This is a genomic window from Streptomyces sp. JB150 (genome assembly GCF_011193355.1).
In the GTDB taxonomy this organism is placed as follows: domain Bacteria; phylum Actinomycetota; class Actinomycetes; order Streptomycetales; family Streptomycetaceae; genus Streptomyces.
In genome coordinates, this window is sequence record NZ_CP049780.1 from 7,285,606 (window position 1) to 7,312,276 (window position 26,671).

The following is a 26,671-nucleotide window of genomic DNA, read 5'->3' on the forward strand; positions in this document are numbered from 1 at the left end:
CCCCCGTATGCGGTCGTCCCCGGCGATGATCACCGCAACAGTACGGTGCGCCGGGGCCGGCCGCCGGGCCGGCCCCGGCCGGCGGGTGTCAGGAGCCCGCCGGACCCGGCCGCGCGGACGAGCCCGCCGCGACCCGTTCCGGCACCTGGAGGTGGTACACGTGGAAGGCCCGCCCGATCACGGGCTGGGCGACGTTGCGGACGCGGACGCCGCCGCTGGTCATGCCGTGCTCGGTGCCCGCGTGGGCGTGGCCGTGCACCGCGAGATCCGCTCCGGCGGTGTCGATCGCCTCGGCCAGCAGGTAGCTGCCGAGGAACGGATAGATCTCCAGCGGCTCCCCGGCCAGCGTGTCGGGGACGGGGGAGAAGTGGGTCAGCGCGATCCGTACGTCGCAGTCCTGCTCGTCCAGCCGCTCCAGCGCCGTACGCAGCCCGTCCGCGCAGCGGCGGGTGTAACGCACGAACTCCTTCATCAGCGGCTCGCCGAACTCCCCGGCGTTGCGGCCCGCGAATCCGCCGCAGAACCCCTTCGTGCCGGCCACGCCGACCCGCCCCCGCGCGCAGTCCAGGACCGTCTCCTGCCCCTCCAGCACCCGCACGCCGCCGTCCTGGAGGATCGCGGTCACCTCGTCGGGCTGTTCGTCGTGGTGGTCGTGGTTGCCCAGGACCGCCACCACCGGCACCCCCAGGTCCTTGACCTCCCGCGCCACCACCCTGGCCTCCTCGGGGGTGCCGTGCCGGGTCAGGTCGCCCGCCAGCAGCAGCAGGTCGGCGCAGTCGGGCAGGGTCTCGAACGCGGGCCGCAGCACTCCCTGGCTGTCGGGCCCCATGTGGATGTCTCCGACGGCTGCGATGCGGATCATGCCAGCTCCTCCGCGTGGTCGGGGGACGACGCTTCGGCGACCACCAGGTCGCAGCGCACGGTGAGTCCGCTCAGCGTCTCGTCCACGATCCGGTGGACCTCGTCCCGGCAGTGGGCGGATGGCACGGTCCCGGTCACCAGCACCGACTCGCCGTGCACCGCGACCTGCACCCCGAGTTCGGCCAGCGGCCCGCCCGCGAGGTGTTCCCGCAGGTGGGCGACGCGGTAGTCCAGGTTGCTCATGGCTGCTCCTCCCGGGGCGCGATCACATTCAGACGTTCGAGGAGGAAGAGGAACGCGTCGGCCATCGGCTCGTCACCGCACTCGCGCCGCACCTCGTCCCAGTCGACCTTCTCCCGCAGTGCCCGCGCGATGGGCAGGACCGCGCCGAAGTCGCAGTAGTGCTCCGTGAAGGCGGACGACACGCTCGCCAGCAGGTCCGTCGCGGACAGCACCGGCATCCGCACCGACTCCACCGACATCTCCTCGGCCCGGTCCAGCATCTCCGTGGTGACGGGCCGGTGCGCCAGCCGGAAGATGATGTCGACGGACTGCCCGAAGCACTCCGTCTTCAGCAGCCAGTCCTCCGGTGGTGTACGTACCTCCAGACCGCCCTCGCGCAGCGTCGCCGCGACGCTCTCCGCGTCCTCGGCCCGGATGCAGAAGTCGGCGTCGTGCTGAAGACTCGTGCCCGCGCCGTGCGCGTACGCGGCGACGCTACCGGCCAGCGCGAACCGGTGCCCCTTGCCCTTCAGCAGCGTCCCCACCTGCTTGGTGGCCTCCAGGATCGCCTGGGTGCGGTCCTGCGGCAGGTGGTGCGCCCCGGGCGGCGGGGGATCGCTCACCTCCGTGGCCAGCCGCAGTTCGCCGGTCCCCGCTCGCCGCGCGGACGCCGGTTCGTCAGTGTGCTGCGTCATGACCCTTCCCTTTCGCCGGACGCGGACCAGGTACCCGCAACGCTCCCTGTGATGACACGCTTCACGGACGGGCCACCACCCGCAGGGTGCGCACGGAGGAGTCCGCCGCGTCCGGAATCAGCATCCCGTGCTCGACACCGCTGCGCAGATAGTCCAGAACCTCCGCCGTGATGACCTCGCCGGGGCACACCACCGGCACGCCCGGCGGATACGGCGTGATGATCTCCGCGCTGATACGGCCCGCGGCCCGCTCCGCGGGCACATGCTCGACCGGCGCGAAGAACGCCTCCCGCGGCAGCATCGCCTGCTCCAGCTCCAGCGCCGACGGCTCCGGCAGCCGCACCGGCGGCTGCCGCTCGATCGACTCCGCCTTCTCGACCAGCGCCCGCAGCGCCTCCACCAGCATGTGCTCCGTCGCGTCGTCGTCGGCGTACGTGATCGACGCGCTGACCCGGCAGCTGTCGGAACCGCCGACGTCGACATGGCGGTGGGTGCGCAGCCACTCGGCCGCCTGCATCCCGCTGATCCCCAGCTCCCGCACATCGATCACGATCTTCAGCGGATCGACGTCGGCGGCCAGCCCCTCGTCGACCACCTCCCGGCCCATCACCCGCAGGCCCGGCAGCTCATCGGCCGCCGCCCTGACCCGCCGCGCGCGGCTGATCGCGGCGTCCAGCAGGGCGTGCCCCTGCTCCACCATCTGCCGTCGCCAGCCGTCGAGGGTGGCGTACACCAGGGGCGAGGCGCTGGTGGTGCCCAGCAGGTCCTCACGCTGCTTGAGCACCTCCGACGACACCCGGTCGTACTGGAGGTGGAACACCGAACTCTGCTCGATCGCCCCGCCCATCTTGTGCACGCTGGTCACCACCAGGTCGGCCTCGGCGTCCATGCCCCAGGCCGGCAGATCCGGGTGGAACGGCAGATGGGCGCCCCACGCCTCGTCCACGATCAGCGGTACGTCGAACTCGTGGCACACCCGGGCCACGGCGCCGATGTCGGCGCAGGTGCCCCAGTCGGTCGGCGTGATCAGCAGCATGCCCCTGGCGTCCGGATGCTCCCGCAGCCGGGCGCGTACGTCGTCGGGCTCCGGCGGGTGCGCCAGGTGCCGTTCGGCGTCGAACTCGGGGTGCACCCAGATCGGTTCCACGCCGTTGACGACGACGGCCGCCACCACCGACTTGTGCGCGTTGCGCGACAGCAGCATCTTCTCGCCGGGGCCGGCCACCGCCAGCATCGCCGTCTTCACCGACAGGGAGCTGCCGCAGGTGGAGAAGAACGCCTCCGTGGCGCCGACGGCGTCGGCCATCAGCTCCTGCGCCTGGCTGATCACCCCCTGGGACTCACGGCGGTCGTCGAGCCCGTTGAGGGTGAGCACGTCGGAGCGGAAGACGTCCATCCCGACGACGTCCACCACCCGGGGGTCCGCGCCCCGGCCCTGCTTGTGCCCGGGCGGCCCGTACGCCACGTCCCCCCGGCGCCGGAACTCCCGCAGGGCCTCCAGTACAGGGGCGCGTGAATGGTCCATCGTTCCTCCCGGATCCGTATCGGAACACGGCCACACCCGGCCCCGTACGGACACCGGTCAGGGCCTGCCGGCCGCGTCGGAACGGCCGTACCGTCCGTGTTGCACCGTCACGCCGAGCGAAACTCCGCCGGGCGGTGACGTCCGCACCCGGCGCACGCCGCGCGCCGAGGCGGCGCCCGGCTACCGCTCGGGCGGGTGTCAGGGCGCCCCCGGTTACCGGTCCGGCGGGTGTCAGGACGCCCCCCGGTGGAACCCGGGCGGCGCACGTACGACCGCCGCCCACGCCCCGGGAGGTCATGTGGCCCGCACGCTCGACGACGTCCACACCACCCTGCGCGCCGAGGTCGCCCGCCGGGCCGGCGAACTGTGGGACGTCGCCCTGCGCCTGCACGCCGACCCCGAGTACGCCTTCGCCGAGCACCGGGCCGCCGACCTGCTCACCGGCGTCCTCGAACGCGACGGCTTCACCGTCGAGCGCGGCGTCGCGGGCCTGCCGACCGCGTTCACCGCCCGCGCGGGCCACGGCCGGCCGGCGGTGGCGCTGCTCCTGGAGTACGACGCCCTGCCCGGCCTCGGCCACGCCTGCGGCCACAACCTCATCGCCGCCGCGGGTCTCGGCGCGGCCCTGGCGACGGGCGCGGTCCTCGGCGCGGCGCACGGCTCGGTGCTGGCGGTGGGCACCCCGGCCGAGGAGGGCGGCGGCGGCAAGGCCCTGGAGGCGGAGGCCGGTGTGTTCGACGACGTCGACGCCGCCCTGATGTTCCACCCCGGCGTGGTCGACTGGGCGCGGGCCCCGCTGACCGCCCAGGTGCAGTACCGGATCGGCTTCCACGGGCGCGCCGCCCATCCCACCGGCAACCCGACGGAGGGCATCGACGCGCTCGCCGCGCTGATCGAGCTGTTCAACGTCGTGCACGTCCTCAGCCGGCGCCTGCCGCCCGCGTCCCACATCCAGGGCATCGTCACGCACGGCGGCACGGCCACCAACATCGTCCCCGAGTACGCCGAGGGCCGGTTCGGGCTGCGCGCGGCCACCACCGCCGAACTGGAGGAGCTGGTGGGGCGGTTGCGTACCAGTGCCGAGGGCGTGGCCCGTGCCACCGGCACCCGCGTGGAGATCGAGCGGGCCGGCGCGCGCTACGAGCACTTCCGCGACAACGCGGTCCTCTCCGGCCGGTTCGCCGACCACCTGGCCCGCTCGGGCATCACCCTCACCCCACCCGCCCCCGGTGTCCACCTCGGTTCCTCGGACATCGGCAACGTCAGCTCGCGGGTGCCCGCCATCCACCCCTTCGTCGCCATCACGGACTCCGACGGCTGCGACCACACCCCCGAGTTCGCCCGCGCCGCGGCCTCGGACCGGGCCCGTGCCGTACTCACCGCCGCCGCCCAGGCCCTCGCCTGCACCGCGGCGGACGTCCTGCTGGATCCGCCGCTGCGCACGACGGCGTGGGCCCGGCACCGGCAACCGGAGGCGAGCCGGGGGCTCAGCGCTTGAGCGTGAAGGTGAAGTCGCCGGAGAGCCGGCCGTTCAGCCGGACCGCCGAGACGAGCCTCCCGTCCGAGATCAGCCGCTCGACCTCCGCCCGCGGCAGACCACACCCTTCGGCGATGAGCCGCACCGGCCGGACCGGGATGCGTGCCGCGAAGCGGACCGACACGTCGATCACCTCGTGGTCCGGACGATCCGGTCCGCCGGTGTCGAGGCGCCAGGCACCGTCCCAGTCGAGGGCGACGCGATTGCGGCGCAGCACGAGCGGGTCCTGGAGCAACTCGGCCGCGAGGCCGGGGTCGTTGTCGTGCAGCCGGTCGAGCAGTCCGGGCCGCACGGAGCGCACATGCGCCCGCTCCAGGACGGTGAGCTTCGCGGTGGCGCCGCACGAGGCGCAGAGCACGAGGAGCCAGGCGTCGAGGAGCTTGTGGTGGGCGTTGACGCGGAACGTGCCGTCGGCCCGGAACCGCCCGGAGGAGCAGTCGGGGCAACGACGGAGCACGGTCGGCAGGCAGGTGGGCATGACCACCCAGGTGTGGAGCACAGGCGTACACCGGTTTCAGTGAGAAGTCCGCAGCGGGAAGCAGCGCGGCGCACAGGTGCGACGCGCGACGGTTCAGCTCTCGGCAGGTCTCACAGGGTGTACAACGGCGTGTCCTCGGACAGACGACTGGGTTCCGCACGACGCTAGTCGGCCACCGGCCCGCCACTCCACTCCTTTTTTCGGCCACGCCGGTTGGCCACCTTCACGCTCAGGTCACGCGTCACCCATGGCCGTCGCCCGACCGAACGGGGTGTCGGGTGCTGTCCGGACGGTGGACCGTCAGCAGGTCTTCGGGCGGAGCTGGTCGCCGGCCTCCGCGACCGCGACCACGACCTCCCCGCCGCCGAGGAACCGCAGCCGGTCCCGCGTCCGCCCCCAGCGCCAGGACTCGGCACGGTAAAAGCAGAGATCGGTCGGGACGGGGGAGTCACGCAGGCCGGCGGCGTGGCTGCCGGGCGGGAAGGCGGCGGCCTCGGCCCGCAGGAGATCGGTGTCGCCGGTCCATTCCTCGACGGGGACGGACCGGGTCCACGGCTCTCCCGTGTTCGGGGTGAACCACCGCGACGCACCGAGGACGAGGGAGACGGGGTCGCTGCCCGACGCGGCGGCCCGCTCCGCCGCCTCCTCGACGATCCGGGCGACGTCGAGCAGCAGCGCGGTCAACGACTCGGCGAGCAGGACCAGTTCGCGTTCGTCACGCAGCTCGCCGGCGTCGGCCGGGACGGAGACGACGTACCCCCACCGCCCGGTGGCGGGATCGATCCGCACGTGGGCGAGGGAGGTGCTGTACGGGCCGTAGCTCACGCGGGCCAGCGGCCAGTACGTACCGTCGCCGCCGATCAGCCGGTGGAGCGCCGGCTCGACCCGCTGCCAGGGCTCACCGGGCGCGAGCTGCAGGACCGGCACGCCCGCCACCCGCACCTCACCGAAGGCCCGCACCACCGTGCGCGCGTCCGCCGGGACAGCCACCGGCCAGCGGTCGATCTCCGTGTCCCGCGTTCCCTCCGTGAGGGTGACCAGCCGGGGAAAGCGGCGCGCCAGCTCGCGCAGCCGGGACACCGCCACGTCGGGCGCGTCCTCGGGGACCCGGTGGCGCCGCACGGGCCTGCCCAGGAGGTCCCCGCTGACGTCGTTCTCCAGCAGCAGTGCGCGGCCCCCGGCCACGAGCCGGTAGTCGACGTCGCTGCCGCCCGTGTCCGCCGTCGCGCCGTCCAGAGTGAAGTACGGCTCCCAGGAGATCGCGCACGGGCAACCGGGCGGGTTCCCCAGGTCGACGACGTCGAGGAGGCTGTGCCCCTGCCGACGAGCGCGGCGAGTTCCGCGTCCGGACCCTCGGCGACCTCGACGGACGGCACGGCGGAGATCCTGAACGGCGGCGCCGCTGGACGGTGCGGTGCGGTCGCGCGGGAACTCCTCGGCGAGCCGTCGCGCGAGGTCTTCCAGCCAGGGCAGGAAATCCGGCGCCTCGACGGTGAACGCGTACTCGTCGGCACGACCGACGGTCAGCACCGGCCCCCAGTCCGCCGCCGGCTCCCCGCCCGTCCCGGTCAGCACCTTGCCGTCCGGACGGAGCGCCCAGGTCGCGTCCTCGGCGGCCGAACGGATCCGGGGCGGCCGCCCGGACGGCCCGAACGCATACGTCGTCCCGCCCGCCGTCACACCTCCCACGGCGCGCAGCACGACCCGCACGGCCTCCGGCACCCGCACCGGCCAGCCGTCCAGCTCGGCGTCGGCGAGGCCGTCCAGCAGCGTGACCTCGTCGGGCCTTCGCTCGGCCAGCGCCCGCAACGCGGTCACCACCGCCTCCGCCACCACGCTCGCCGTTCTCCTCGTGCGTCACTGCCGCCGCCGCCGTCACGTTCTCGATCATGTGTGTGCGGGTGGGAGCTCAACGGTGGTGTGCGTGGAGGCGGACGGTCCGCCCCCACGCCTTGCCTCAGTTCACCAGTTCATCAGTTCACCACTACCGCTTGGCGCGAGACGCCCGCCTGCGGTCGCGCGGCCTTCACACCGAAGTTGTCCTCGACCTCCGCTCGCTCGGCGGTGTTGGGGTACGGGTTCGTGCAGGACACGCCGGCGCTGGAACCCGACATCAGGCTGGAGCAGGGGCCGGGCTTGCGGTCCGGCAGGCCCAGTATGTGGCCGAGTTCGTGGGCCGAGATGCGGATCGTGTCGTAGCCCTGGTTGACGGCCTGCCGGCCGATGTAGACGGTGCCGTTGCCGAGCGAGGTGGTCAGGGCCCGGGGCCAGCCGTTGTCGGCGAGTATCCGTATGTTGGCGCGCTGGCCGGCCGCCGCCGGGCGCAGCTCGACGTTGTCCACGCTCTCGTTCCAGATCGCCGCGCCGCGATCGACGGCGGCGCGGAACTCGGCCGACGCGCTCGCGTCGTAGGTGAGGACGCGGGCCGCGCGGATCCGGTGGTCCGGGTCCGCCGGTGCGGCGTGGGCCTGGCCGGCGCCGGCCAGGCCCACCGCGAGGGCGGCGGTGAGGACGGGAGCGAAGGTGCGTGCGTGCAAGGTCGGCCTCCTGTGGGGGAAGGTGGGCGTGCTCATGCGCGTACTGCCGGGCCCCCTGCCCGCGCGCGCCGCCCGCCAATCCCTCAAAGTGCGGGGGAGTGGCCACGCCGGACGCGGCGCTTCACGCGCTGCCGGGCCGTCCCCGACGGCCCTCACCCTGCCCCGGCGGGCCGTCACCGCCCGCCGGGGGCGGAAGCAGGGGCGGAGGCAGGGGCGGGGGCGGAGGCCGGTCGGGCGGTGCCTCGCCCGCGGTCAGGTGCTCGAGGACTTCGACCAGCTCCTGGCAGGCCAGCTCCACCGAGCGCCGGGTGTTGTGCTGCTCGGTGATCACGGCCGACAGCAGCAGGGCGGTCAGGGCCATCGACCCGTTGAACACCTGAAGTTTGATCATCACCTCGGTGCGGGTCAGCTCCGCGAACGGGCCGCTGCCGTCGGTGGCCGCGACCGTGGCCAGCACGGAGGCGACCAGCGCGCACAGCACACTGCCCGCCAGCTGGAACCGCAGGGCCGCCCAGATCAGCAGCGGGTAGATGAGGTAGAGCAGGCTCAGCCTGCTGTGCGTGGCCAGCGGGATGATCGCGCACGCGGCGACGACGAGGAGCACCGCCTCCTTCCAGCGCCCCGGATCGGGCGCCGGGCGCGCCTCGCTCAGCAGGAGCAGCGCCGGGGTGACGAGCAGTACCCCCATGGCGTCGCCCACCCACCACGCCAGCCAGACCGGCCAGAAGCCGCCCCAGTCCAGTTTGCCGGTGGCGACCAGGATGCCGACTCCCACCGTGGAGCTGATCAGCATGGCCGCCAGCGCCCCGAGGAAGACCAGGGCGACGCCGTCCCGTAACCGGCTCAGGGCGGTCCGGAAGCCCACCTTGCGCAGCATGAGGAAGGCGCAGACCGGGGCGAGGGTGTTCCCGGCGATGTTGCCGAGCGCGGCCAGGCGCAGTGAGGAGGTCAGCGACAGAACGACGAGCAGCGCTCCGAGCGCGATGCCCGGCCAGCAGCGCAGACCGAAGATGAACAGGGCGGCCACCGCGACGCCGGTGGGCGGCCAGATGGGGGTGAAGACCGCGTCCCCGACGACGAGCTGGCGCAGCAGTCCGAGCCGTCCCGCCGCGTAGTAGCAGGCGGCGACGGCCAGTGTCTGCACGCAGTAGACGACCGCTTGGCGCCGGTCCGGGGTACGCACCACAGGTGCCATCACACACCGGTACCGGCCGTTCGGCGAGGCGGCGGGGCCCGCGGACCGCCCTTAGGCTGAACCAGGACCGGGGGCCAGGACCGGGGGCCCGGGGTGAGGGCCAGGGGCGGGGCGCGTCGCGGCCACGGCCTACGGCTTACTGCCTGCCGCCTGCCGCCTGCCGCCTACGGCGGGGGTGCGGACTTGTCCCGGCCGATCACCAGCACGGCGGCGTCGTCCGCGTGCCCCACCCGCTCCGCCCCCCTGATCACCGCGTTCGCCAGCGAGGTCGCCTCCATCCCGGCGACGGCGGCGACGCCCGCCAGCCGCACCACCTGGTCGAGCCCTTCGTCCACGTTCAGCGCCGGTCCCTCCACCACCCCGTCGGTGACCAGGACGAACACGTCACCCGCCGAGAGGCGGTGCACGGTCACCGGGTACTCCATCTCCGGAGCCACCCCCAGGGGCGGCCCGCCCGTGTCGTCGGCGAGCCCGGACCGGCCGTCGGCCGTGGCCCACAGGCACGGTATGTGCCCGGCCCGCGCGCTCTCCAGCACCCCGGTGGACGGGTCGAGACGGACGAACGTGCAGGTGGCGAAGAGATCGGTGCCGAGGGCGAGCAGCAGGTCGTTCGTCCGGGCGAGCAGTTCCCCCGGGTGGCTCGTGACGGAGGCGAGGGCGCGCAGACCGACCCGTACCTGCCCCATGAAGGCGGCCGCCTCGATGTTGTGACCCTGTACGTCACCGATGGACAGCCCGATACAGCCGTCGGGCATCGTGAACGCGTCGTACCAGTCCCCGCCCACGCTGAGACCGTGGTGGGCGGGCTGGTACTCGACGGCCAGCTGGAAACCGGGCACCAGCGGCAGACTGGCCGGGAGCATGCCCTGCTGGAGGGCGACGGCCAGCTCGACCCGCGACCGCTGGAGCTCCGCCCGCTCCCGGGCCTGCGCGGTCAGCGCTCCGAGCCTGGCGAGCAGCTCGTCACCGTCGTCGGTCGGGTGCCTGCGGGACATCGATCACTCCGGCCAGGGCAGTGGGCGGGCACGAGAGCTGCCCTCTTCCTGCCAAGAAGACTGCTAGGGATGAGCTATGCATGAAGACTGCTACGAATGACGGATAAGCACCAATTGTCGTTGCCGTATCAAATTCTGCGATTCTAGCGACGGCAGTGGCACTCCGCGCGCCGAGCCACCCGCCCGGCCCGGCTCAGCCGTGCCGGGCCAGCTTGAGCGCGGAGACCAGCAGTACGACGGCGAGCGCCGGGATCAGCACCAGGTCCGGGAACACCCCGAGGAGCAGCCCGCCCAGCACCGCGCCCGCGACCGACCCCGCGGCCATGACGACGCCGAAGCGGGCATGCGCGCCCAGCACCGCGAAGCTGCCGTCACGGCTGTAGCGGGCGAAGGCCACCAGCATGGTCGGCAACGACACCAGCAGGGACAGACTGCCCGCCGTCCGGATGTCCACCGCGAACAGCAGCACGATCGTCGGGATCAGCAGCTCGCCGCCGGCCACGCCCATGATCGCGGCGACGACCCCGATCCCGAACCCCGCCAGCACCCCGCACGGCACCCCGGCCCACACCGGCAGCCCGAGCGTCCCCACGGTGGTGGTGTGCGTGACGACCAGCGCGGCGGCCATCAGCACCATCAGCGCCGCCAGCACCCGGTGGAGCGTGGAGCCGCGCATACGGACCGCCCAGGCCGCCCCCGCCCACGCTCCCAGCAGGCTCCCGGCCAGCAGGTTGACGACGACCGGCCACCGCGCGGCCACCTCGGAGGCCGGTACGGCGGCCAGCCGGGCGGGCAGCGCCACCAGGACCACGACCAGGCTCATCGCCTTGTTGAGGATCACCGCCGAGAGCGCGGCGAACCCGAACAGCCCGATCAGCAGCGGCAGGCGGAACTCCGCGCCACCCAGACCGATCATCCCGCCCAGCAGACCGACGCCGGCTCCGGCCCCGAACACCCAGAACGCCGAGCGCGTGGGATGAACGGAGAATGCGGCGCGGACCGAATGCTCCGCCCGCACGGAAGTCAGATCCTCGTCACCGGCCACGGTGAGCATCCTCGCCGGCAGCACCCGCCGCCCGATACGCCCCACCCCCACCTTCGAAGGAAGGCACCGGGATCCCGACCCCGATTCGTCCGGTCCTCCCAGCCACCCTGCAGCGCCCGCCATCCACCGCGCCTCTTGCCGCAGACGATCACAGGCGCTTCGATGCACCCACCCCCACAGGAGGAACACCCGATCAAACCCAGCGAAGGGGTTCTTCTTGACCGCCATACGCGCCACCGCCGTCACCGTGGCCGCCTGCGCCACCGTGCTCGCCCTCGTGTCCCCCTCGTCCGCGATCAACTCCTACAACGCGGCGCCCGCCCCCGAGCGCACCGAGGTCGGCGCGCTCGTGCCACCTGGGACCACGACGGCGACCCGGCCACCCCGGACCGCGTCGACTGGGTCTGCTCCGGCACGATGATCGACGCCGACACCTTCCTGACCGCCGCGCACTGCACCACGGACTGGCCGGACAACGTACGGTTCCACGTCTCGCTCGACCAGGACGTCCAGGCCGGACTGGACGCCGCCGCCAGGAAGTACCCCGGCGACCCGGCGGCCCAGGCGAGCGCCGTCGCCGTCCAGGGCACCGCCCACAACCACCCCGGCTACCCGGGCCCGGCCTCCGACACCCACGACATCGCGGTCGTCGAGGTCCCCGCCGCGAAGATGAAGGCCCGCTGGTCCTTCACCCCGGCCACCCTGCCGACCGCGGGCCGGCTCGACGCCCTGGGACCGCGGCAGCTCGACTCGGCCGACTGGACCGTCGCCGGCTACGGCACCCAGGAGGCCGAGCGCGGACCCGGCGGCCACACCCACCCGGGCGGCGGCGTCCGCATGAAGGCACCCGTGTCCTTCGACGCCCTCAACGACGCCTGGGTCCGCCTCGCCATGACCGCCCCGCAGGGCAACGGCGGTGCCTGCTACGGCGATTCGGGCGGCCCGAACTTCGCCGTCATCGACGGCAAGCGCATCCTCGCGTCCACCACCATCACCGGCGACGGCCCGTGCTACGCCACCAACGTCACGTACCGCCTGGACACCCCGGGCGCCCGTGCCTTCCTGTCGCCGTTCGTGCGACTGCCGTAACCCGGGTGGTGCCGGCGGCGCGTCCGTTCGCCGCCGGCACGATCGCGCGACGCGACGAGCGAGGGGCCCGCGCGTCCGCGTACTGTCGACCCATGACCGAAGACTCCCAGCGTTCCGTCGTCATCGAGCGGACCGGCACCGGCCACTTCGTCGCCACCAACACCCGCGGCGGCACCCTCCGCTTCGGTACGGCCTCCGACGACGGCCACAGCACCGAGTTCACCCCGGTCGAACTGCTCCTCGCCGCGATCGGCGGCTGCACGGCGGCCGACGTCGACGTCGCCACCAGCCGCCACGCCGAGCCGACCCGGTTCTCGGTCTCGGTCACCGGCGACAAGATCAGCGACGAGCAGGGCAACCGCCTGACCGACCTCAACGTCACCTTCACCGTCGCCTTCCCCGACGGCGAGCCCGCCGACCGCGCCCGCGCGATCCTCCCCCGAGCGGTCAGGACGTCCCACGACCGCCTCTGCACGGTCAGCCGCACCATCGAACTCGGCACACCCGTCACGACGACCATCGAGCCCACCGCCGACGACACCCTCTAGGCGCCGTTGGCGGCCATCCACAGCTGCGTGTCGGTGGTGGCCAGCCGGCCCGGTCGTTGTGACGCCTTGTCGGGCACGACGGCTCGTACGTAGGGCTGTTCGCCGTTCTCCACCGTGACCTTCGTGCCGTCGAACCGCGGTGCCTCCTCCCGTACGACCGACCTCAGCTCGGCCGCGACCCGTTCGGCGGTCGCCTTGTCCTTGACCACGGCGCACAGGATCTCGGTGTTCTCGGAGGCGGAGGACGCCTGCTGGCCGAGGACGGAGAGCCGCGTCGGCTCGTCGGGCCTCAGCCCGGCGAAGTCGGCGCGGTACACGTCACCCAGGCACTCCGCGGCGCGCCGGTACTCCGCCTCGTCCGCCAGCGAGGCGCCCTCGTCCGGATGGACGGCCGCCATGGGGTCGGTGCCCTCGTGGGAGTAGGAGATCTCGTCGTCCGAGACCTTCAGGGACGGCTTCGAGCCCTCCGCGTCCCTCCAGAACTCCTCCTTCCGCTCGTATCCGTTCGACTTCAGCGCTCCGGTGATCGCCGCCGCGTCGAACCTGCCCTCCCAGTGACCCGCGACCTCCGAGTCGACCGCGGTGTCGATCTGGTCCCGCTTCAGCTGCCCTCCCCACGGACCCGCCTCATACCCGGTGATCAGGGCACTGGCCGGCAGCTCCACCGCCGAGAACCGCTTCCCGCCGTCCTCGGCGAGTTCCCGCACCCGAGCCATGTCCAGGTACGTCACCGACTTCTCGCCGACGCTCTCGGCGGCCAGGGAGGACAAAGTTCGCGAGAGCTTCGAGTCCTCGCCGCCTTGACCCGAGTCGGCCGAGCAGCCGGTTCCCACGGCGGCGATGACGAACAGAGCGACGACGGCTTTCCCGAGCCTGCGGTGTCCCATGGTCATGACACGGCAGCCTAGCGATGCGGAGGAGGTGGCTGTCGAGCAGCGGGTGTGATGCCCTGTGACATCCGTCTGGCGTCTGTGTGGTGTCGGGGTGGCGTCGGGTGGCGCCATGAGGCGCCGACGGGTCAGACGGTGGTGGGCGCATGGCGCGAGTGTCGATGCGGTGTTATCACAGGTGGAGCTGGAGGTGTTGGCGTCGCGGTTGGCATCCGGGTGTGCCGGTCGGTCTTGCGTGTGGCGCCATGATGGTGCCATGATGGCGTCATGGACCTCACCCCGTATGTCGACACCATCCGCCGTGAACTCGCGGTGGCCGCCGAAGCCGGCGGGGGCGACGCACGTGAGCTGGCCGAGCGGCTCACGGCTCCGCTGGAGTCGGCGACCCGCCTCACCATGCTCCACGTGCTGTCCGCCGCGATGGACGAGATCACTCGCGAACTCGCCCCCGGCTCGGTCGACGTACGGCTGCGCGGGCTAGACCCCGAGTTCGTGGTGACCCTGCCCCCCGCCGACGGCGGCCCCGTGGAAGCGGGGGAGACGGAGCCCGTCGAAACGCTCCAGGCGCCCGCCGTCGCCGACGGTGACGAGGGGGGCACCGCCCGCGTCAACCTGCGGCTGCCGGCCCACCTCAAGACGCGTGTCGAGGAGGCCGCGAGCCGCGAGGGCCTGTCGGTCAACGCGTGGCTGGTGCGGGCCGTCTCGGCCGCGGTCGACGGCGGACCGCGCCCGCGCACGACCCAGAAGGTCCACAAGGCCCAGCACGTCGGCCAGAACTTCACCGGCTGGGTGCGCTGACAGTACCCGCACCCGCACCCGCGCCACAGCGGCACCCGCACCACACCGCACCACTGCGGCACCCGCACCACACCCGCCGCCCGTTTCCACCCCACCACGTCCCACCGGCGGGGACGACCCGATGACTCACGAGGACGGGACAGCCATGCCTTCTTTCGACACCCCGGAAGCGATCTCTGTGACGGCCCATGTGGAGGCCGGCTCCATCCAGTTCACCGCGGGCGACCGCACCGACACCGTCGTGGACGTGCGGCCGCGCGACCCGAAGAAGGACCTGGACGTCCGGGCGGCCGACCAGACCGAGGTGCGGTACGCGGGCGGCGTACTGACCGTCAGGACCCCCAAGGCCCATCTGCTCGGCCGCAGCGGAGTCGTCGACGTCACGATCGACCTGCCGGCGGGCTCGCGCGTCGACATGTCCGGCGCGTGGACCCAGGTCCTCGGCGAGGGCCGGCTCGGCGAGACCCGCGTGAAGACCTCGTCCGGCGACGTCCGCCTCGACACCACCGGCCCGCTCGACCTCATCGCCTCGCACGGCTCCATCACCGTCGAACAGGTCGAGGGCGCGGCCGAGATCACCACCAGCTCCGGCAGCATGCGCGCCGGCCTCCTCGACGGCCCCGCCGTGCTGAAGAACTCCCACGGCACCACCACCATCGACGCCGTGACCGGCGAACTGCGGGTGAGCGGCGCCAACGGGGACATCGAGGTCCGGCGTGCCGAGGACTCGGTCACCGCCACCACCGCTCACGGCACCCTGCGGGTGCGCGACGTGGCCCGCGGCACCGTGCAGCTGGAGACCTCCTACGGCGCGATCGAGGTCGGCGTCCGCGAGGGCACCGCCGCCTGGCTGGACGTCAGCTCCGGCTCCGGCCAGGTGCGCAACGCGCTCACCGCGTCCGAGGCGCCGGGGGAGTCCGAGGACACCGTCAAGATCCGCGCCCGCACTCGCTTCGGCAACATCGACATCGTCCGCGCCAGGTCCTGAGCGCGCCGGGCGCTCGACCGATCCGGGCGGAGATTCCCATGGCCGACGAGCAGGCGAATGACGGCCGCGAGGCCGTGATCACGGACGACACCCAGCCCTTCCGCGGCCATCGCCCGAGGTCGTGCGAAGTGGTCGGACCTCAAGGGCTGCTGTTCATGCGCCTGGTGTCCGGACGCCGGGCCCTGGCCGGAGTGGGACAGCAGGAAGCACACCGCGAAGGCGGCGCCGGCTGAGGCGGTCGGCGTCGTCCGAGGAAAGCGGCCCGCAGGTCGCCCCGGCTCAGGCGGCCGAGGTCACCGGCGCGCTGGACTCCCACACGAACCCGTCCGGGTCGCTGAACGGCGCGGTGCCACCGGTGAGCACGATGCGGTGCGATCCGGTGCCCTCGGCGGGGACACCCGCCACCTTGGCCAGGGCCCGGCGCTTGTACAGGGACAGCTTCACGCGGCCGCCGGGTCCGGAGGCGAACTCGACGTACTTGCCGCCGAAGCTCTTCGCCGCGGTCATGCCCTGCCCTACGTAGAACCGCTTGCAGGCCTTCACGTCCTCGACGCCGAGCAGCAGCACCACCTCGTCGACGTCCCGGGTGACGGGGCCGCTGTCCTTCTTCGCCGAGGTCGCGATCTGCCAGATCGTGCCGTCGGGGGCCTGGACGGCACCGCCGTAACCCCACAGGGACTTCGCGGCGGGCTTCAGTACGGTCGCGCCCGCGTCCCGCGCGGCGGCGACGAGCGCGTCGACGTTCCCCGGCTGGGAGACCACGAGCGACAGGGTGAATCCCCGGAACCCGCTCGTGGGGGCCTGTGATGCGCGCAGGCGCACCAGTGACGGGTCCAGTCCGAAGGCGGACGAGTAGAAACGCGTGGCGGACTCGGTGTCGGCCACCTCGAGGATGACGGAGTCGAGGGAGTTCATGTCCTCGACCCTAGGCGCGGCCGGATCGCCGGTGCTTCTCGAAAACTGACCGGTTCCGACGGACCTCTGCCGTCGGCGGGCGGAGCCGAGGACCGCAGGGCGCGCACGCGCACGGCTCATCGACCACGACTCGGCCGGCAGCCGCCGCTCAGCCGCCGACCACGACTCAGCCGCCGGCCGCGCCCGGTCCCGCGTCGACGGGGACACCCAGCCGGTCGGCCACGGTGGTGAGGGCCCGTCCCAGGGGAAGGGCGACGCGGACGAGGGCGTGCCGGTCACCTCGTGTCGGGTCCCGGTTGACGATCAGTACCGGCTTGCCCTCCTCGGCCGCCTGGCGGACGAACCGCAGCCCGGACATCACCGTCAGCGAGGAGCCGAGGACGAGGAGCGAGGTGGCCTCACGGACCAGTCGGCGGCAGTGCTCCACCCGCTGCGGTGGCACGGTCTCGCCGAAGAACACCACGTCCGGCTTGAGGACGCCGCCGCACAGCGCGCAGGGCACGACGCAAAAGTCCGCGACCTGTTCGTCCGTGAGGTCCGCGTCACCGTCCGGATTGATCCCGGCGGCCACCGGCTCGAACCCCGCATTGGCCTCCTCCAGCCGCCGCGCGAGTTCCCGGCGCGGGCTGACGGCACCGCAGGACAGACAGACGACGCGGGCCAGGCTTCCGTGCAGTTCCACGACGTCCGCGCTGCCGGCCGCCTGGTGCAGGCCGTCGACGTTCTGGGTGATCACCCCCGAGAGCAGCCCGTGCCGCCCGAACGCCGCGACCGCCCGGTGCCCGGCGTTGGGCAGGGCCCTGCCGAAGGTACGCCAGCCGAGGTGGCTGCGCGCCCAGTAACGCCGCCTCGCCCGGGCGCTGCCGGTGAAGTCCTGGTACGTCATCGGCGTGTGCCGGCTCAGGCTCCCGCCCTCCCCCCGGTAGTCGGGGATGCCCGACTCCGTGGAGATCCCCGCCCCGCTGAGCACCAGCACCCCGCCGGTGCGCAGCGCGTCGGCGACCGGCCCGGGATCCGTGGTGCCCGGCGGAAGGTCCTCGGTGGGCGTCCAGTTCAGTGTGGGGCGCATGCGCATGCCGCCAGGGTACGGAACACGCCCGGATCACCCCTCACGAAAACGGGTTGCCCCGCGCTGGGTGATCGGCTTGGGTGCGTACCCGTGACCGACCTGAGCGACCTCATCCGCCCGGACCGCTATCCGCGCTCCTCCGGCTACGACCCCGCCTGGCTGCTCGACCTCGACATGGGACCGAACCCGTTGTGGCTGCTGGAGGACCTCGCACGGGACCTCGATCTGCGCCCGGGCATGCGCATCCTCGACCTCGGCTCCGGCAAGGGCGCCACCTCGGTGTTCCTGGCCCGCGAATACGGCGCCGAGGTCGTCGCGGCCGACCTGTGGGTGGCTCCGGAGGAGGCGGCGGCCGTCTTCGCACAGGCGGGTGTCGGCGACCGGGTGCGGGCCGTCCGCGCCGAGGCGCACGCCCTGCCGTTCGAGGAGGAGAGCTTCGACGCGATCGTCAGTGTGGACGCGTTCGAGTACTTCGGCACGGCGGACGGTTACCTGCCCTACCTGGTCCGTTTCCTGCGCCCCGGCGGACAGCTGGGCATGGCGACGCCGGCCATGACACGCGAGGTCCGTGACCTCGGAGCCATCCCGCCGCACATCAAGAAGGCCGTGGGCTGGGAGGTGATCGCCTGGCACACGGCGCAGTGGTGGCGCTTCCACTGGGCGATCACCGAGCTGGTCGAGGTGACCTCCGCGCGGTTGCAGCCGGACGCCTGGCGGGACTGGCTGCTGTGGGCGCGGGCGGGAGCCGCGCACCATCCGGACGGCCTGAGCAGGAACCAGCCCGTCATCGACATGCTCACCGCGGACGGCGGAGCGTTCCTCTCCTTCGCCCTCGTCACCGCACGGAAGAAGTGAACGGCCGTGCTTCCGCGCTCCCCGCTACACGCCGGTGGAGCGCTGGCGGCCGGGCTGGTGGCGGGACAAGTGTGTGGCCCCGGTCCGGAGACCGAAGGCGGAAGCGGCGTTTCGATGAACGCACACACGGCCTCGCCGGCCGGGACATCCTGCGCGACGCCATGGCGGGACCGTATCTGCGGCAGGCGGGGGAGGGGATCGCCCGTTCGGTCGCCGAAGCGGTGCGGGACCCGGCCGACCGCGCACAGCGTCGCCGGCACGGAGCCCAGCGCCCTCACGCTCACCTGGGCCTGGGTGCTCCTGTCCCGGTATCCGGACGCCGCGGCCCGGGTCCGCGAGGAGGCCGACGAGGTGGGTGGTGTGCCCGTACCGCCCGGCAGCACGCTGGCCATCTGCCCGTACCTCATCCACCGGCTCCGCGGGTTCCAGCCCGCCGTACTGAGCCGGGTACGACATCCACGTCACCGGGGACCCGCGCCCCCGCCTCGGCCTCGCCCTGCCGCCCGCCGCCCGCGTGACCCTGCTCCCCACACCGCGCCGCCACTGAGGGCCGCACCGGCACCCGCCCAGCCGGTGGGTCGCAGGGGACGGTAGTAACCGCCCGCCGTTTCCTACGCGCGCGGCCGGTGAATGCGCAGTACGTCCTGATCGTGCGGCATGCAGAAACCGCCCGCCGGATCGGCGAACTCACGGCGGACGTAATCGGCGACCGCCTCCTGCGGCGGAGCCTGCGCGTACGGCTGGCAGGCGGCGACACCGAGGTGGAAGCCGGTGACGGCGACGGCCTCGTCCAGGTCGCCGCTCGTGTAGCGGGCGGGGACGGAGTCGAGGAAGAGGGAGCCGGCCAGGCCCTCGTCCGCCGCGGTGAGCTCGTCGGCCAGGTCCCTCAGGTCGAAGTGGCTGCCGGTGAAGTGCCGCACCATCCGCATGCAGGCGTTGTCCGGATTCTGAAGGACGATCAGGAAGGTGCCGCCCGGCTCGACCCAGTGCGCGCCGCATCGGTTCGCTGGGCTCGACGCACACCGTGCGCTCGAAGCGCGGGCTCAGATGGCTCGTCGTGGTCCCGTCGGCGGGCCCGACGTCGAGCAGCACGCGCCGGGCGGGCAGCCGGCGCACCACGTCGTCCAGGTAGACGTGCGTCTGGTCCTTCTCGTCGCTGCCGGCGAGGAACCGCGCCAAGGCGTGCCGGTAGGCCTCGTCCTCGCAACGCAGCCCCGTGGCACGGTCGGTGTCCTGCAACACCCCCGCAAACCCCGTTCATCGGCGCCGAACCGACGCCCGTTCACATGAGCACGGAAAGCACCCCCAACATGGCATAACCGACCCACTACCGACGGTGACCGACGCGGCCGCCGGCCGTGATGGGACGGACGGCGTCACAGAGGGGCGTGTGGGCGACCCAACCGGGCGCGCTCGCGCCGCCCGGGGGCTCGGCACGTCGGGGACGGGCCGGGCGCCGTAGCCACGCGGGCCGGGCGCTGAAGCCGTGCGGCCGGCGCGGAAGCCGTGCGCTCGACACGGAAGCGGGCGACCCGGCACGGCGGCCCCCGGGCAGCGGCTGCCCTCCTCGCGGCGATCAGAGAGCTGCCGAGCCGCCTCCGACGCACCCGCGGCAACGCCCACCCGGTCGGCGGCAGCGGTCTCAGCCGGCGTGAAGGACCCGGAAGCGACCGGGATCCGCCGGATCCCGGTCGACGACCTGCACCGGCGCCGAAGCCCACTGCCACACGCCGATGCCCGGCATCCGGGAGAACCGGATCCTGCCCCGGGTGCCGTCGACCGTGACACGCGGCCAGGCTGCGGCCACGCCCGCCCGCTCCACGCCGTGGGACCGCAGCACCTCGCCGAGGACGGCGATCGTGTCGTAGCCCTCGTGGGCGACGAACGAGGGCCGGCGGCCCAGCCGTTCGCGCAGGACGGTGCCCACCCGTGCACCGAGGGGCGTGAGATGCCCGGGCAGATACCGCAGGAACGGGACCGCCGCGCCGTCACCGCCCAGCGCCGCCGCCCATTCACCGAACTCCGGCTGCCCGGCCGGAGCACCGATCAGGACCTCGGACAGGCGCCGGTCCCGGCGGACCGACCGCACGATCGGCACCGCGGGATCCGGATGGCCGACCAGCAGCAGGAGCACCGTCGCGCGACCGCCCGCGAGCGCGTCGCACACGGTCGCCGGGATGAGCGCAGTCATGTCGAGCTCGGTGACGGTGCCGCCGCGCGGAGCGAGGTGGTCGCGCAGAATGCGGGTCCCGGCGGCCCAGTAGACACTCGGCTGCGCCGCTACGGCAACGTGCCGGTGCCCCGCGCCGAGGAGGAAGTCCGCGTAGATCCGCCAGCCACGGGACTGTGGCGGGCACAGGCGTGCGACCCACTCCGTGGGCTCGTCGGTGAGCGCGTCGAGCACCGCCGAGGAGCACAGGTACGGCAGGCCGAGGTCGTCAGCTCGGGCGGCGGCGGTGCGAGCGACGACACTGTGGTACTCACCCGCCAGGGCGGCCACGCCCAGACCGGCCAGTTCCTCCACGGCCGCAGCGGCCCTTTGCGGATCGGCCGCGCTGTCGCGCACCACCAGCTCCAGCGGCCTCCCGGCGATCCCCCCGCCGTCATTGACGTCACGGACGGCCGACTCCATCCCCGCGAGCAGGTGCCGACCGGCCTCGACCCAGCCGGGCCGCGTCAGCGGCACCAGCGCGCCGATCCGCACGGAGGACCCACCGGTCCGCTCCGCCGCACGGCGCGATGACGGCGTACTCATGTGTCGGCCTCCCCGTGTGACGGTGCGGGACCCCGCGTCCCCTGCCCGGACCACTGACTCCCGACCCCGACCCCGACAAGTCAAGATCATGCGGACGGGCAGCCTACCCGGGTCCGACTAGAGTGATCACCATGCCGATCCCCGTTCACGCGCTGGCCCACCGGCCGTTGACCACTGAGGCGGTCGCCGAGTTCGTGGCCCTCCCCGCCGTACCGCACATCCCGGACGACGAGGACGCCCTCGACGCGGAGCTGGACCGGCGCGGGTGGAGCCCACAGCACGAACTGGTCTGCGACTCCTTCCTCACCGGGTACGGGCACGTGCTCTGCACGGACGCCCTCAGCCCGTTCGGGCAGCCCGACGCCCGGCAGTTCCTGGTCTTCGGTGAGCTGTACCCGGTCGATCCGGAGGAGGACGGCCTGGACAACGAGCGATGGCTGTACGGACTCATGGACGCCTGGCAGCGGTTGCCCGGCTGGACCGGCCGCAGGCCGAGCACCGACCAGGACTGCGAGGCCGTGCTCGCCCAGGCGGAACGCGCGGTGACCGAACACCTCGGCACCGCCCCCGAGCGGATCGTGAAGTCGTCGGACACCCTGGCCAACGGCCCCGCACTGACCCACCGCATCTGGCGCACCCCCACCCACGCCCTGATCCTCGGCCCCGCACCCGACAACGGCCCCTACGGCTACCTCACCCACCTCCAGCTCTCCTGCACCCCCCTCACCTGCGGCCCCGAACTCCCCTCGCCCGACGACGCCGCCGGCCTGACCAAGTGGATCGGCACACACGTCGATTGGTGAGCCGGAGCGGTCCCGATGCAGGAGCTGTTGACCGAGACCGTGTATCGACGGGCCCGGCTGCTACGAGGCCAATGGCCCCGCGCACTCCCGACTAGGACGACTCCCGCACCACCAGCTCCGTAGGAAGCACCAGTTTCTGCGGGGACGGTGTGTCCTCGGTGATCTGGTCCAGCAGCAGCCGGGCCATCGCGCGGCCCAGTTCCTCGACGGGCTGGCGCACGGTGGTCAGCGGGGGATGGGTGTGGCGGGCGAGGACGGAGTCCTCGAAGCCGACGACGGCGACATCGTCCGGCACCCGCCGTCCCCGCCGCCGCAGTTCGGCCAGCGCGCTGACCGCCATCAGGTCGGACGCGGCGAAGACGGCGTCGAGATCCGGTGCGCGTTCAAGAAGCGAACGCATCGCCCGGCGTCCGCCCTCCTCCGTGAAGTCTCCCACCTCCACCAGGGTTTCGTCGGCCGGCGCCCCGGCGTCCCGGTGGGCGTCCCGCCAGCCCGCGAGGCGGCTGCGGCCGACGTCCATGTCCAGCGGCCCGGTGATCGTCGCGATCCGGCGCCTGCCCCGCTCCAGCAGGTGCCGGACGGCGGCGGCCGCACCCCCCGCGTTGTCGGAGGTGACGTGGCTCAGCCGCTCCCGCTCGTCGCGGCGGCCGGCGAGGACCGTGGGCAGGCCCATCTTCTCCAGCATGCCCGGCAGTTGGTCGTCGGCGTGGACCGAGACCAGCAGCACCCCGTCGACCCGGCGGGTCGCCACCGACGCGGTCAGCTGGTCCCGCTCGGCCTGGTCGCGGACGAGCATCAGCTGGAGCTGCGTCCGGGTCTCGGACAGCGCCCCGCTCACGCCGCGGATCAGGGCGGCGAAGAAGGGCTCCGAGCCGAGCCGGCTCTCGGACTCCGGGATCACCAGGGCCACCGCGTTGGTGCGGTTGGTGACCAGACCCCGGGCCACGGAGTTGGGCACGTAGTCCAGCTCCTTGATCGCCGCCAGGACCCTGGCGCGCGCGTCGGCGCTGACGAGTTCGGAGCCGTTGATCACGCGGGAGACCGTCGTCCGGCCCACTCCGGCGCGCGCGGCGACTGTCTTGATCGTGGGGCGGCGGTTCCCTGTCATGTGCTCCTCCCGGCGGCAACCGCGCCGGCCTCGGCCGCGGACGTGACCAGCGGCAATTGTGGCAGACCCGGCGGCGCGGGCCGCACCGTCCCCATGGCATGGAACGAACGCCCTACGCCGCCTCCGAGTGACGAATTGTTTTCAAGTCATTGACATGGCGGACCGCTGCCATAAGTCTTCAGACGTCCAGTGGGCACGTTCCCACCCGTCGTTGGGAACGTACCCACCATGTGATCGTCACATCGAGTAGTTCTCGGGCCGCCCGTCGCTCCGGTGCGTCAGCGCCGTCGCTTGGAGGAACTCCCATGGCAACTGTTCACAGGTCAACGCGTGCCAGAACGGTCACGGCCCTCGCGGCCGCCGGCGCGCTCACGCTCCTCGCCGGCTGCAGCGGCAGCGACGACTCGGTGACCGGCGGCGGCAAGAAGGACGGCAAGGTCGTCATCACCATGGGCATGTACGGGGTGATGGGCTTCGAGGAGACCGGCCTCCTGGAGCAGTACGAGAAGGAGAACCCGGACGTCGACATCAAGGCCGAGATAGCCGGCGACGAGCAGACCTACTACACGGCGCTCCAGACCAGGCTCGCCGCCGGCAAGGGCCTGAAGGACATCCAGGGCATCGAGATCGGCCGCGCCAAGGAGATCGTCGACACCCAGGCCGGCAGGTTCGCGGACTTCTCCGACGTCGCGGGCACCGACCACTTCCTGCCGTGGAAGCAGTCCCAGATCACCACCGAGGACGGCAAGGTGCTGGGCCTCGGCACGGACATCGGCCCGATGGCCGTCTGCTACCGCAAGGACTACTTCGAGCAGGCCGGCCTGCCCACCGACCGCGACGAGGTCGCCAAGCTGTGGGAGGGCGACTGGAAGAAGTACGTCGAGGTCGGCCGCACCTTCGAGAAGGACTTCAAGGGCGGCGACGTGGCGTACATGGACGCGGCCAGCGGCCTGTTCAACGCCATGGTCTACGGCTATCCGGAGCAGTACTACAACGCCGACGGCGAGCTGATCTACGACAAGAACCCGGCCGTCAAGGAGGCCTGGAACCTCGCCGCCGACGCCGCCGAGGCGGGGCTGACCGCCAAGCTGCGCCAGTTCCAGCCCGGTTGGGACCCCGGTCTGGCCAACGGCACCTTCGCCACCGCCGTCTGTCCCGCCTGGATGCTCGGCCACATCGGGGAGAAGGCCGGCGAGGCCAACAAGGGCAAGTGGGACGTCGCCAAGGCCCCCAAGGGCGCCAACTGGGGCGGCTCCTTCCTCGGCGTCGTGGAACAGAGCCCGGTGAAGGAGGAGGCCAAGAAGCTCGTCGCCTGGCTGACCGCGCCGGAACAGCAGGCCCACATCTTCCGCGAGCAGGGCAGCGTCCCCTCCTCGCAGAAGGCGCTGGAGAGCCCCGAGGTCAAGAAGGTCACCTCGGAGTACTTCGACAACGCGCCGATCGGCGAGATCTTCGGAGCCGCCGCCCAGGAGATCCCGGACAAGCAGGTCCTCGGCCGCAAGGACGGCACGATCAAGGACATCTTCTCGCAGGGCCTGACCCTGATCGAGCAGCAGGGCACGGCGCGCGACGAGGCGTGGCAGACCACGGCGGAGCGCATCGAGAAGGCGGTCGGCTGACACACCCCCGGCCCCCTCGGGTCCGGTTCCAGGTCCTTCAGGCCTCCCGGCCTCCAGGCCGCGTCCGGGCCCGCCGCATCCCCCGGCGGGCCCGGCTCCCCGGCTCACTCGCCCGCTCTCAGGAAGGAAACCCGGTGGCCACCTCCACCACCAGCGCCCGGCTCGGCGAGGGCCGCGGCGGGCCGCCCGCGAAGCGGGGCGGCGACGGCACCGGCCGGCGCCGCGGCGCGCTGCTGCACCGCCTCGACGTCAAGGGCGCCCCGTACGCGTTCGTCGCGCCGTTCTTCGTCGTGTTCGCCGCGTTCAGCTTCTACCCCCTCGTCTACACCTCCTGGATCTCCCTGCACCGGGTGGAACTCGCCACCCTGGACGTCATGGAGTGGGTGGCGTTCGACAACTACGTCGAGCTGTGGAACGACTCCCGCTTCTGGAACGCGCTGGGCAACACCATCACCATCGGCGTCATCTCCACGGTGCCGCAGCTGCTGATGGCGCTCGGCCTGGCCCACCTGCTCAACTACCGGATGCGCGGCTCGCTGTTCTTCCGCGTCGCCTCGCTCGTGCCGTACGCCACCTCGGTCGGCGCCGCAGCCCTCGTGTTCACCATGCTCTTCGAACGCGACTTCGGCATGATCAACTGGGCGCTCGGGGCGGTCGGTCTGGATCCGGTGGACTGGGAGGCCGACAAGTGGCCCGCCCAGATCGCCATCTCCACGATCGTCATCTGGCGCTGGACCGGCTACAACGCGCTGCTCTACCTGGCCGCCATGCAGGCGATCCCCGCCGACCGCTACGAGGCCGCGGCCATCGACGGCGCCTCCCGCTGGAAGCAGTTCACCCACGTCACCGTGCCGGGCATCCGCTCCACCATCGTCTTCACCATCGTGCTCTCCACGATCGGCGCCACCCAGCTCTTCGGCGAGCCGCTGATCTTCGGCCAGGGCCCCAACGGTGTGGCGGGCGGCGCGGACAACCAGTACCAGACGCTGGGCCTGCTGCTGTACGAGGAGGGCTGGAAGAACTACCAGATGGGCCGCTCGGCGACCGTCGCCTGGGCGATGTTCCTGCTGCTCGTCCTCGTCTTCGTGGTGCAGCGCCTGATCAGGCGCCTGCGCGTCACCCGTACGTCCTGACCAGGAGCTGCCATGTCCACAGAAAGCCTCCCGGTCCGGACGGACACCCCGGCCCGGACCTCCGAGCGCCGGACGCCCGCCCGGGGCGGCCGCCGGCTGCTGCGCCAGGGCGCCGGCCGCCAGCACCACGCGGGCCCGCTCACCTACGTCCTGCTCGCCGTCATGGCCGTCCTGTCGATCTTCCCGCTGTACTGGACGATGGTGGCGGCCTCCACGGACAACACCCGGGTCAGCCAGACCCCGCCGCCGTTCCTGCCCGGCCCCAACCTCTTCGACAACCTCGCCCGCGCCTGGGACGAGGCGGCCATGGGCAAGGCGATGATCAACAGCACGATCGTGGCCGGGGTCATCGCCCTGTCCACGGTGTTCTTCGCGACCCTCGCCGGATTCGCCTTCGCCAAACTGCGGTTCAAGGGCCGCAACATCCTGCTGATGCTGGTGATCGGCACGATGATGGTGCCGCCGCAGCTCGGCGTCGTACCGCTGTTCATGATGATGTCGGAGCTGGGCTGGTCCCAGCGCCTGCCCGCCGTCATCTTCCCCACCCTGGTGAGCGCGGTCGGCGTCTTCTTCATGCGGCAGTACCTGGCGGAGGCGCTGCCCGACGAACTGGTCGAGGCCGGCCGCGTGGACGGCGCGCACTCGCTGCGGATCTTCTGGAGCATCGTGCTGCCCGTCGCCCGTCCCGCGATGGCCGTCCTGTTCATGATCACGTTCGTGCACGCCTGGAACGACTTCTTCTGGCCGTTCGTGGTGCTCGACATGACCAACCCGACGGTCCCGGTCGCCCTCACCCAGCTCAGCGCCGGCTACATCCGCGACCAGTCACTGATCATGGCGGGCGCGCTCCTCGGCACCCTGCCGCTGCTGGTGATGTTCATCGTCTTCGGCCGGCAGATCGTCAGCGGCATCATGGCGGGCGCCGTGAAGGGCTGACCCGCCCCCGGCCGGGCCGGGCCTGCCCCGTCCCCGGCCCGGACCGGCCCGGCTCGGCAGGCCGGTCCGCCCGGT

General features: G+C 72.5%; 28 protein-coding genes. 12 read left to right on the forward strand and 16 right to left on the reverse strand.

From position 1 onward, the window contains the following. Positions 1 to 88: 88 nt before the first annotated feature. From G7Z13_RS33110 to G7Z13_RS33125, 4 genes are all read right to left on the reverse strand, one after another. Positions 89 to 862 (reverse strand): metallophosphoesterase, encoded by a 774-nt coding sequence (locus G7Z13_RS33110; protein WP_166004415.1) that lies wholly within the window; start codon positions 860 to 862, stop codon positions 89 to 91. Next, positions 859 to 1,104, reverse strand: a complete 246-nt coding sequence (locus G7Z13_RS33115; RefSeq protein ID WP_166004417.1) for a hypothetical protein — start codon at positions 1,102 to 1,104, stop codon at positions 859 to 861. The genes G7Z13_RS33110 and G7Z13_RS33115 overlap by 4 nt, the downstream gene beginning before the upstream one ends. After that, the gene (locus G7Z13_RS33120) at positions 1,101 to 1,778 is read right to left on the reverse strand and encodes a nucleotidyltransferase family protein (RefSeq protein WP_166004418.1); all 678 of its coding nucleotides are present in this window, start codon (positions 1,776 to 1,778) and stop codon (positions 1,101 to 1,103) included. The genes G7Z13_RS33115 and G7Z13_RS33120 overlap by 4 nt, the downstream gene beginning before the upstream one ends. A 61-nt stretch (positions 1,779 to 1,839) precedes the next feature. Continuing rightward, entirely contained in the window at positions 1,840 to 3,303 is a 1,464-nt protein-coding gene (locus G7Z13_RS33125; RefSeq protein WP_166004420.1) for an ornithine decarboxylase, read from the reverse strand. Positions 3,304 to 3,601: 298 nt separating this feature from the next. Between G7Z13_RS33125 and G7Z13_RS33130 the strand changes: the two genes are divergently transcribed. After that, positions 3,602 to 4,801 carry an amidohydrolase gene (locus G7Z13_RS33130; protein WP_166004422.1) on the forward strand — a complete coding sequence of 400 codons (1,200 nt, stop codon included), beginning with the start codon at positions 3,602 to 3,604 and terminating at the stop codon, positions 4,799 to 4,801. On the opposite strand, the gene G7Z13_RS33135 is transcribed toward G7Z13_RS33130, so the two are convergent. The 6 genes from G7Z13_RS33135 to G7Z13_RS33160 form a co-directional block, all read right to left on the reverse strand. Further along, positions 4,791 to 5,339, reverse strand: coding sequence for a DUF1062 domain-containing protein (locus G7Z13_RS33135; protein ID WP_166004423.1), 549 nt, complete (start codon positions 5,337 to 5,339; stop codon positions 4,791 to 4,793). The genes G7Z13_RS33130 and G7Z13_RS33135 overlap by 11 nt on opposite strands. 279 nt (positions 5,340 to 5,618) lie before the next feature. Further along, positions 5,619 to 7,154 carry a hypothetical protein gene (locus G7Z13_RS33140; protein ID WP_166004425.1) on the reverse strand — a complete coding sequence of 512 codons (1,536 nt, stop codon included), beginning with the start codon at positions 7,152 to 7,154 and terminating at the stop codon, positions 5,619 to 5,621. Between the two features lie 137 nt (positions 7,155 to 7,291). After that, a complete protein-coding gene (locus G7Z13_RS33145; RefSeq protein WP_240926558.1) occupies positions 7,292 to 7,804 on the reverse strand; it encodes a snapalysin family zinc-dependent metalloprotease in 513 nt (170 codons plus the stop codon). 172 nt (positions 7,805 to 7,976) lie between these two features. Continuing rightward, positions 7,977 to 9,041 carry an MASE1 domain-containing protein gene (locus tag G7Z13_RS33150; protein ID WP_240926438.1) on the reverse strand — a complete coding sequence of 355 codons (1,065 nt, stop codon included), beginning with the start codon at positions 9,039 to 9,041 and terminating at the stop codon, positions 7,977 to 7,979. A 173-nt stretch (positions 9,042 to 9,214) separates the two neighbouring features. Next, positions 9,215 to 10,045 carry a PP2C family protein-serine/threonine phosphatase gene (locus G7Z13_RS33155; RefSeq protein WP_166004432.1) on the reverse strand — a complete coding sequence of 277 codons (831 nt, stop codon included), beginning with the start codon at positions 10,043 to 10,045 and terminating at the stop codon, positions 9,215 to 9,217. Positions 10,046 to 10,238: 193 nt separating this feature from the next. Further along, the gene (locus tag G7Z13_RS33160; RefSeq protein WP_240926439.1) at positions 10,239 to 11,135 is read right to left on the reverse strand and encodes a sulfite exporter TauE/SafE family protein; all 897 of its coding nucleotides are present in this window, start codon (positions 11,133 to 11,135) and stop codon (positions 10,239 to 10,241) included. 172 nt (positions 11,136 to 11,307) lie between these two features. Between G7Z13_RS33160 and G7Z13_RS33980 the strand changes: the two genes are divergently transcribed. The 3 genes from G7Z13_RS33980 (at position 11,308) to G7Z13_RS33170 (ending at position 12,727) form a co-directional block, all read left to right on the forward strand. Beyond that, positions 11,308 to 11,511 (forward strand): hypothetical protein, encoded by a 204-nt coding sequence (locus G7Z13_RS33980; RefSeq protein ID WP_240926440.1) that lies wholly within the window; start codon positions 11,308 to 11,310, stop codon positions 11,509 to 11,511. After that, positions 11,508 to 12,179 carry a trypsin-like serine protease gene (locus G7Z13_RS33165; RefSeq protein ID WP_240926441.1) on the forward strand — a complete coding sequence of 224 codons (672 nt, stop codon included), beginning with the start codon at positions 11,508 to 11,510 and terminating at the stop codon, positions 12,177 to 12,179. Before G7Z13_RS33980 ends, G7Z13_RS33165 begins: the two co-directional genes overlap by 4 nt. Positions 12,180 to 12,271: 92 nt before the next feature. Then, on the forward strand, positions 12,272 to 12,727 hold the full coding sequence (locus tag G7Z13_RS33170) for an OsmC family protein (protein WP_166004434.1): 456 nt from the start codon (positions 12,272 to 12,274) through the stop codon (positions 12,725 to 12,727). Here G7Z13_RS33170 and G7Z13_RS33175 read toward each other — a convergent pair. Further along, on the reverse strand, positions 12,724 to 13,620 hold the full coding sequence (locus tag G7Z13_RS33175; RefSeq protein ID WP_240926442.1) for a hypothetical protein: 897 nt from the start codon (positions 13,618 to 13,620) through the stop codon (positions 12,724 to 12,726). The two genes, G7Z13_RS33170 and G7Z13_RS33175, sit on opposite strands and share 4 nt — an antisense overlap. 264 nt (positions 13,621 to 13,884) lie before the next feature. On the opposite strand from G7Z13_RS33175, the gene G7Z13_RS33180 reads away from it, so the two are divergent. The 3 genes from G7Z13_RS33180 to G7Z13_RS33190 all read left to right on the forward strand — a co-directional run bounded on the left by G7Z13_RS33180 (position 13,885) and on the right by G7Z13_RS33190 (position 15,636). Beyond that, complete coding sequence (locus G7Z13_RS33180) at positions 13,885 to 14,415, forward strand: hypothetical protein (RefSeq protein ID WP_166004436.1); 531 nt, start codon at positions 13,885 to 13,887, stop codon at positions 14,413 to 14,415. A 145-nt stretch (positions 14,416 to 14,560) separates the two neighbouring features. Continuing rightward, positions 14,561 to 15,403 carry a DUF4097 family beta strand repeat-containing protein gene (locus G7Z13_RS33185; RefSeq protein WP_166004438.1) on the forward strand — a complete coding sequence of 281 codons (843 nt, stop codon included), beginning with the start codon at positions 14,561 to 14,563 and terminating at the stop codon, positions 15,401 to 15,403. A gap of 38 nt (positions 15,404 to 15,441) precedes the next feature. Beyond that, entirely contained in the window at positions 15,442 to 15,636 is a 195-nt protein-coding gene (locus G7Z13_RS33190) for a hypothetical protein (RefSeq protein WP_166004440.1), read from the forward strand. A gap of 46 nt (positions 15,637 to 15,682) precedes the next feature. Here G7Z13_RS33190 and G7Z13_RS33195 read toward each other — a convergent pair whose 3' ends face one another. Together G7Z13_RS33195 and G7Z13_RS33200 are read right to left on the reverse strand one after the other, a co-directional pair. Further along, complete coding sequence (locus G7Z13_RS33195) at positions 15,683 to 16,318, reverse strand: glyoxalase (protein WP_166004442.1); 636 nt, start codon at positions 16,316 to 16,318, stop codon at positions 15,683 to 15,685. 166 nt (positions 16,319 to 16,484) lie between these two features. Continuing rightward, positions 16,485 to 17,393 carry an NAD-dependent protein deacetylase gene (locus G7Z13_RS33200; RefSeq protein WP_166004445.1) on the reverse strand — a complete coding sequence of 303 codons (909 nt, stop codon included), beginning with the start codon at positions 17,391 to 17,393 and terminating at the stop codon, positions 16,485 to 16,487. An 84-nt stretch (positions 17,394 to 17,477) separates the two neighbouring features. On the opposite strand from G7Z13_RS33200, the gene G7Z13_RS33205 reads away from it, so the two are divergent. Further along, positions 17,478 to 18,242, forward strand: coding sequence for a methyltransferase domain-containing protein (locus tag G7Z13_RS33205; RefSeq protein WP_206313184.1), 765 nt, complete (start codon positions 17,478 to 17,480; stop codon positions 18,240 to 18,242). 611 nt (positions 18,243 to 18,853) lie between these two features. Here G7Z13_RS33205 and G7Z13_RS33210 read toward each other — a convergent pair. Beyond that, positions 18,854 to 19,171, reverse strand: coding sequence for a hypothetical protein (locus tag G7Z13_RS33210; protein ID WP_166004447.1), 318 nt, complete (start codon positions 19,169 to 19,171; stop codon positions 18,854 to 18,856). Between the two features lie 713 nt (positions 19,172 to 19,884). Next, positions 19,885 to 20,997 carry an ABC transporter substrate-binding protein gene (locus G7Z13_RS33215; RefSeq protein WP_166004448.1) on the reverse strand — a complete coding sequence of 371 codons (1,113 nt, stop codon included), beginning with the start codon at positions 20,995 to 20,997 and terminating at the stop codon, positions 19,885 to 19,887. Between the two features lie 131 nt (positions 20,998 to 21,128). On the opposite strand from G7Z13_RS33215, the gene G7Z13_RS33985 reads away from it, so the two are divergent. Next, positions 21,129 to 21,800: a hypothetical protein gene (locus tag G7Z13_RS33985; RefSeq protein WP_240926443.1), complete on the forward strand. Its 672-nt coding sequence runs from the start codon at positions 21,129 to 21,131 to the stop codon at positions 21,798 to 21,800. Between the two features lie 91 nt (positions 21,801 to 21,891). On the opposite strand, the gene G7Z13_RS33225 is transcribed toward G7Z13_RS33985, so the two are convergent. Further along, positions 21,892 to 22,908 (reverse strand): LacI family DNA-binding transcriptional regulator, encoded by a 1,017-nt coding sequence (locus G7Z13_RS33225; RefSeq protein WP_166004450.1) that lies wholly within the window; start codon positions 22,906 to 22,908, stop codon positions 21,892 to 21,894. 305 nt (positions 22,909 to 23,213) lie between these two features. Between G7Z13_RS33225 and G7Z13_RS33230 the strand changes: the two genes are divergently transcribed. The 3 genes from G7Z13_RS33230 to G7Z13_RS33240 all read left to right on the forward strand — a co-directional run bounded on the left by G7Z13_RS33230 (position 23,214) and on the right by G7Z13_RS33240 (position 26,596). Beyond that, positions 23,214 to 24,527, forward strand: a complete 1,314-nt coding sequence (locus G7Z13_RS33230; protein WP_166004452.1) for an extracellular solute-binding protein — start codon at positions 23,214 to 23,216, stop codon at positions 24,525 to 24,527. A gap of 134 nt (positions 24,528 to 24,661) precedes the next feature. Then, the gene (locus G7Z13_RS33235) at positions 24,662 to 25,660 is read left to right on the forward strand and encodes a sugar ABC transporter permease (protein ID WP_166004459.1); all 999 of its coding nucleotides are present in this window, start codon (positions 24,662 to 24,664) and stop codon (positions 25,658 to 25,660) included. A 12-nt stretch (positions 25,661 to 25,672) separates the two neighbouring features. After that, the gene (locus G7Z13_RS33240) at positions 25,673 to 26,596 is read left to right on the forward strand and encodes a carbohydrate ABC transporter permease (RefSeq protein WP_166004461.1); all 924 of its coding nucleotides are present in this window, start codon (positions 25,673 to 25,675) and stop codon (positions 26,594 to 26,596) included. Positions 26,597 to 26,671 lie beyond the last annotated feature (75 nt).

Bases quoted from the DNA above. Each gene is read 5' to 3' on its own strand.
- G7Z13_RS33170 (WP_166004434.1), top strand. From the start codon at position 12,272: ATGACCGAAGACTCCCAGCGTTCCGTCGTCATCGAGCGGACCGGCACC.
- G7Z13_RS33225 (WP_166004450.1), bottom strand. From the start codon at position 22,908: ATGACAGGGAACCGCCGCCCCACGATCAAGACAGTCGCCGCGCGCGCC.
- G7Z13_RS33230 (WP_166004452.1), top strand. From the start codon at position 23,214: ATGGCAACTGTTCACAGGTCAACGCGTGCCAGAACGGTCACGGCCCTC.
- G7Z13_RS33195 (WP_166004442.1), bottom strand. From the start codon at position 16,318: ATGAACTCCCTCGACTCCGTCATCCTCGAGGTGGCCGACACCGAGTCC.
- G7Z13_RS33120 (WP_166004418.1), bottom strand. From the start codon at position 1,778: ATGACGCAGCACACTGACGAACCGGCGTCCGCGCGGCGAGCGGGGACC.
- G7Z13_RS33110 (WP_166004415.1), bottom strand. From the start codon at position 862: ATGATCCGCATCGCAGCCGTCGGAGACATCCACATGGGGCCCGACAGC.
- G7Z13_RS33190 (WP_166004440.1), top strand. From the start codon at position 15,442: ATGGCCGACGAGCAGGCGAATGACGGCCGCGAGGCCGTGATCACGGAC.
- G7Z13_RS33175 (WP_240926442.1), bottom strand. From the start codon at position 13,620: ATGACCATGGGACACCGCAGGCTCGGGAAAGCCGTCGTCGCTCTGTTC.
- G7Z13_RS33215 (WP_166004448.1), bottom strand. From the start codon at position 20,997: ATGAGTACGCCGTCATCGCGCCGTGCGGCGGAGCGGACCGGTGGGTCC.
- G7Z13_RS33240 (WP_166004461.1), top strand. From the start codon at position 25,673: ATGTCCACAGAAAGCCTCCCGGTCCGGACGGACACCCCGGCCCGGACC.
- G7Z13_RS33115 (WP_166004417.1), bottom strand. From the start codon at position 1,104: ATGAGCAACCTGGACTACCGCGTCGCCCACCTGCGGGAACACCTCGCG.
- G7Z13_RS33200 (WP_166004445.1), bottom strand. From the start codon at position 17,393: ATGCGCATGCGCCCCACACTGAACTGGACGCCCACCGAGGACCTTCCG.
- G7Z13_RS33125 (WP_166004420.1), bottom strand. From the start codon at position 3,303: ATGGACCATTCACGCGCCCCTGTACTGGAGGCCCTGCGGGAGTTCCGG.
- G7Z13_RS33155 (WP_166004432.1), bottom strand. From the start codon at position 10,045: ATGTCCCGCAGGCACCCGACCGACGACGGTGACGAGCTGCTCGCCAGG.
- G7Z13_RS33180 (WP_166004436.1), top strand. From the start codon at position 13,885: ATGGACCTCACCCCGTATGTCGACACCATCCGCCGTGAACTCGCGGTG.
- G7Z13_RS33210 (WP_166004447.1), bottom strand. From the start codon at position 19,171: ATGCGGATGGTGCGGCACTTCACCGGCAGCCACTTCGACCTGAGGGAC.
- G7Z13_RS33185 (WP_166004438.1), top strand. From the start codon at position 14,561: ATGCCTTCTTTCGACACCCCGGAAGCGATCTCTGTGACGGCCCATGTG.
- G7Z13_RS33165 (WP_240926441.1), top strand. From the start codon at position 11,508: ATGATCGACGCCGACACCTTCCTGACCGCCGCGCACTGCACCACGGAC.
- G7Z13_RS33985 (WP_240926443.1), top strand. From the start codon at position 21,129: ATGCCGATCCCCGTTCACGCGCTGGCCCACCGGCCGTTGACCACTGAG.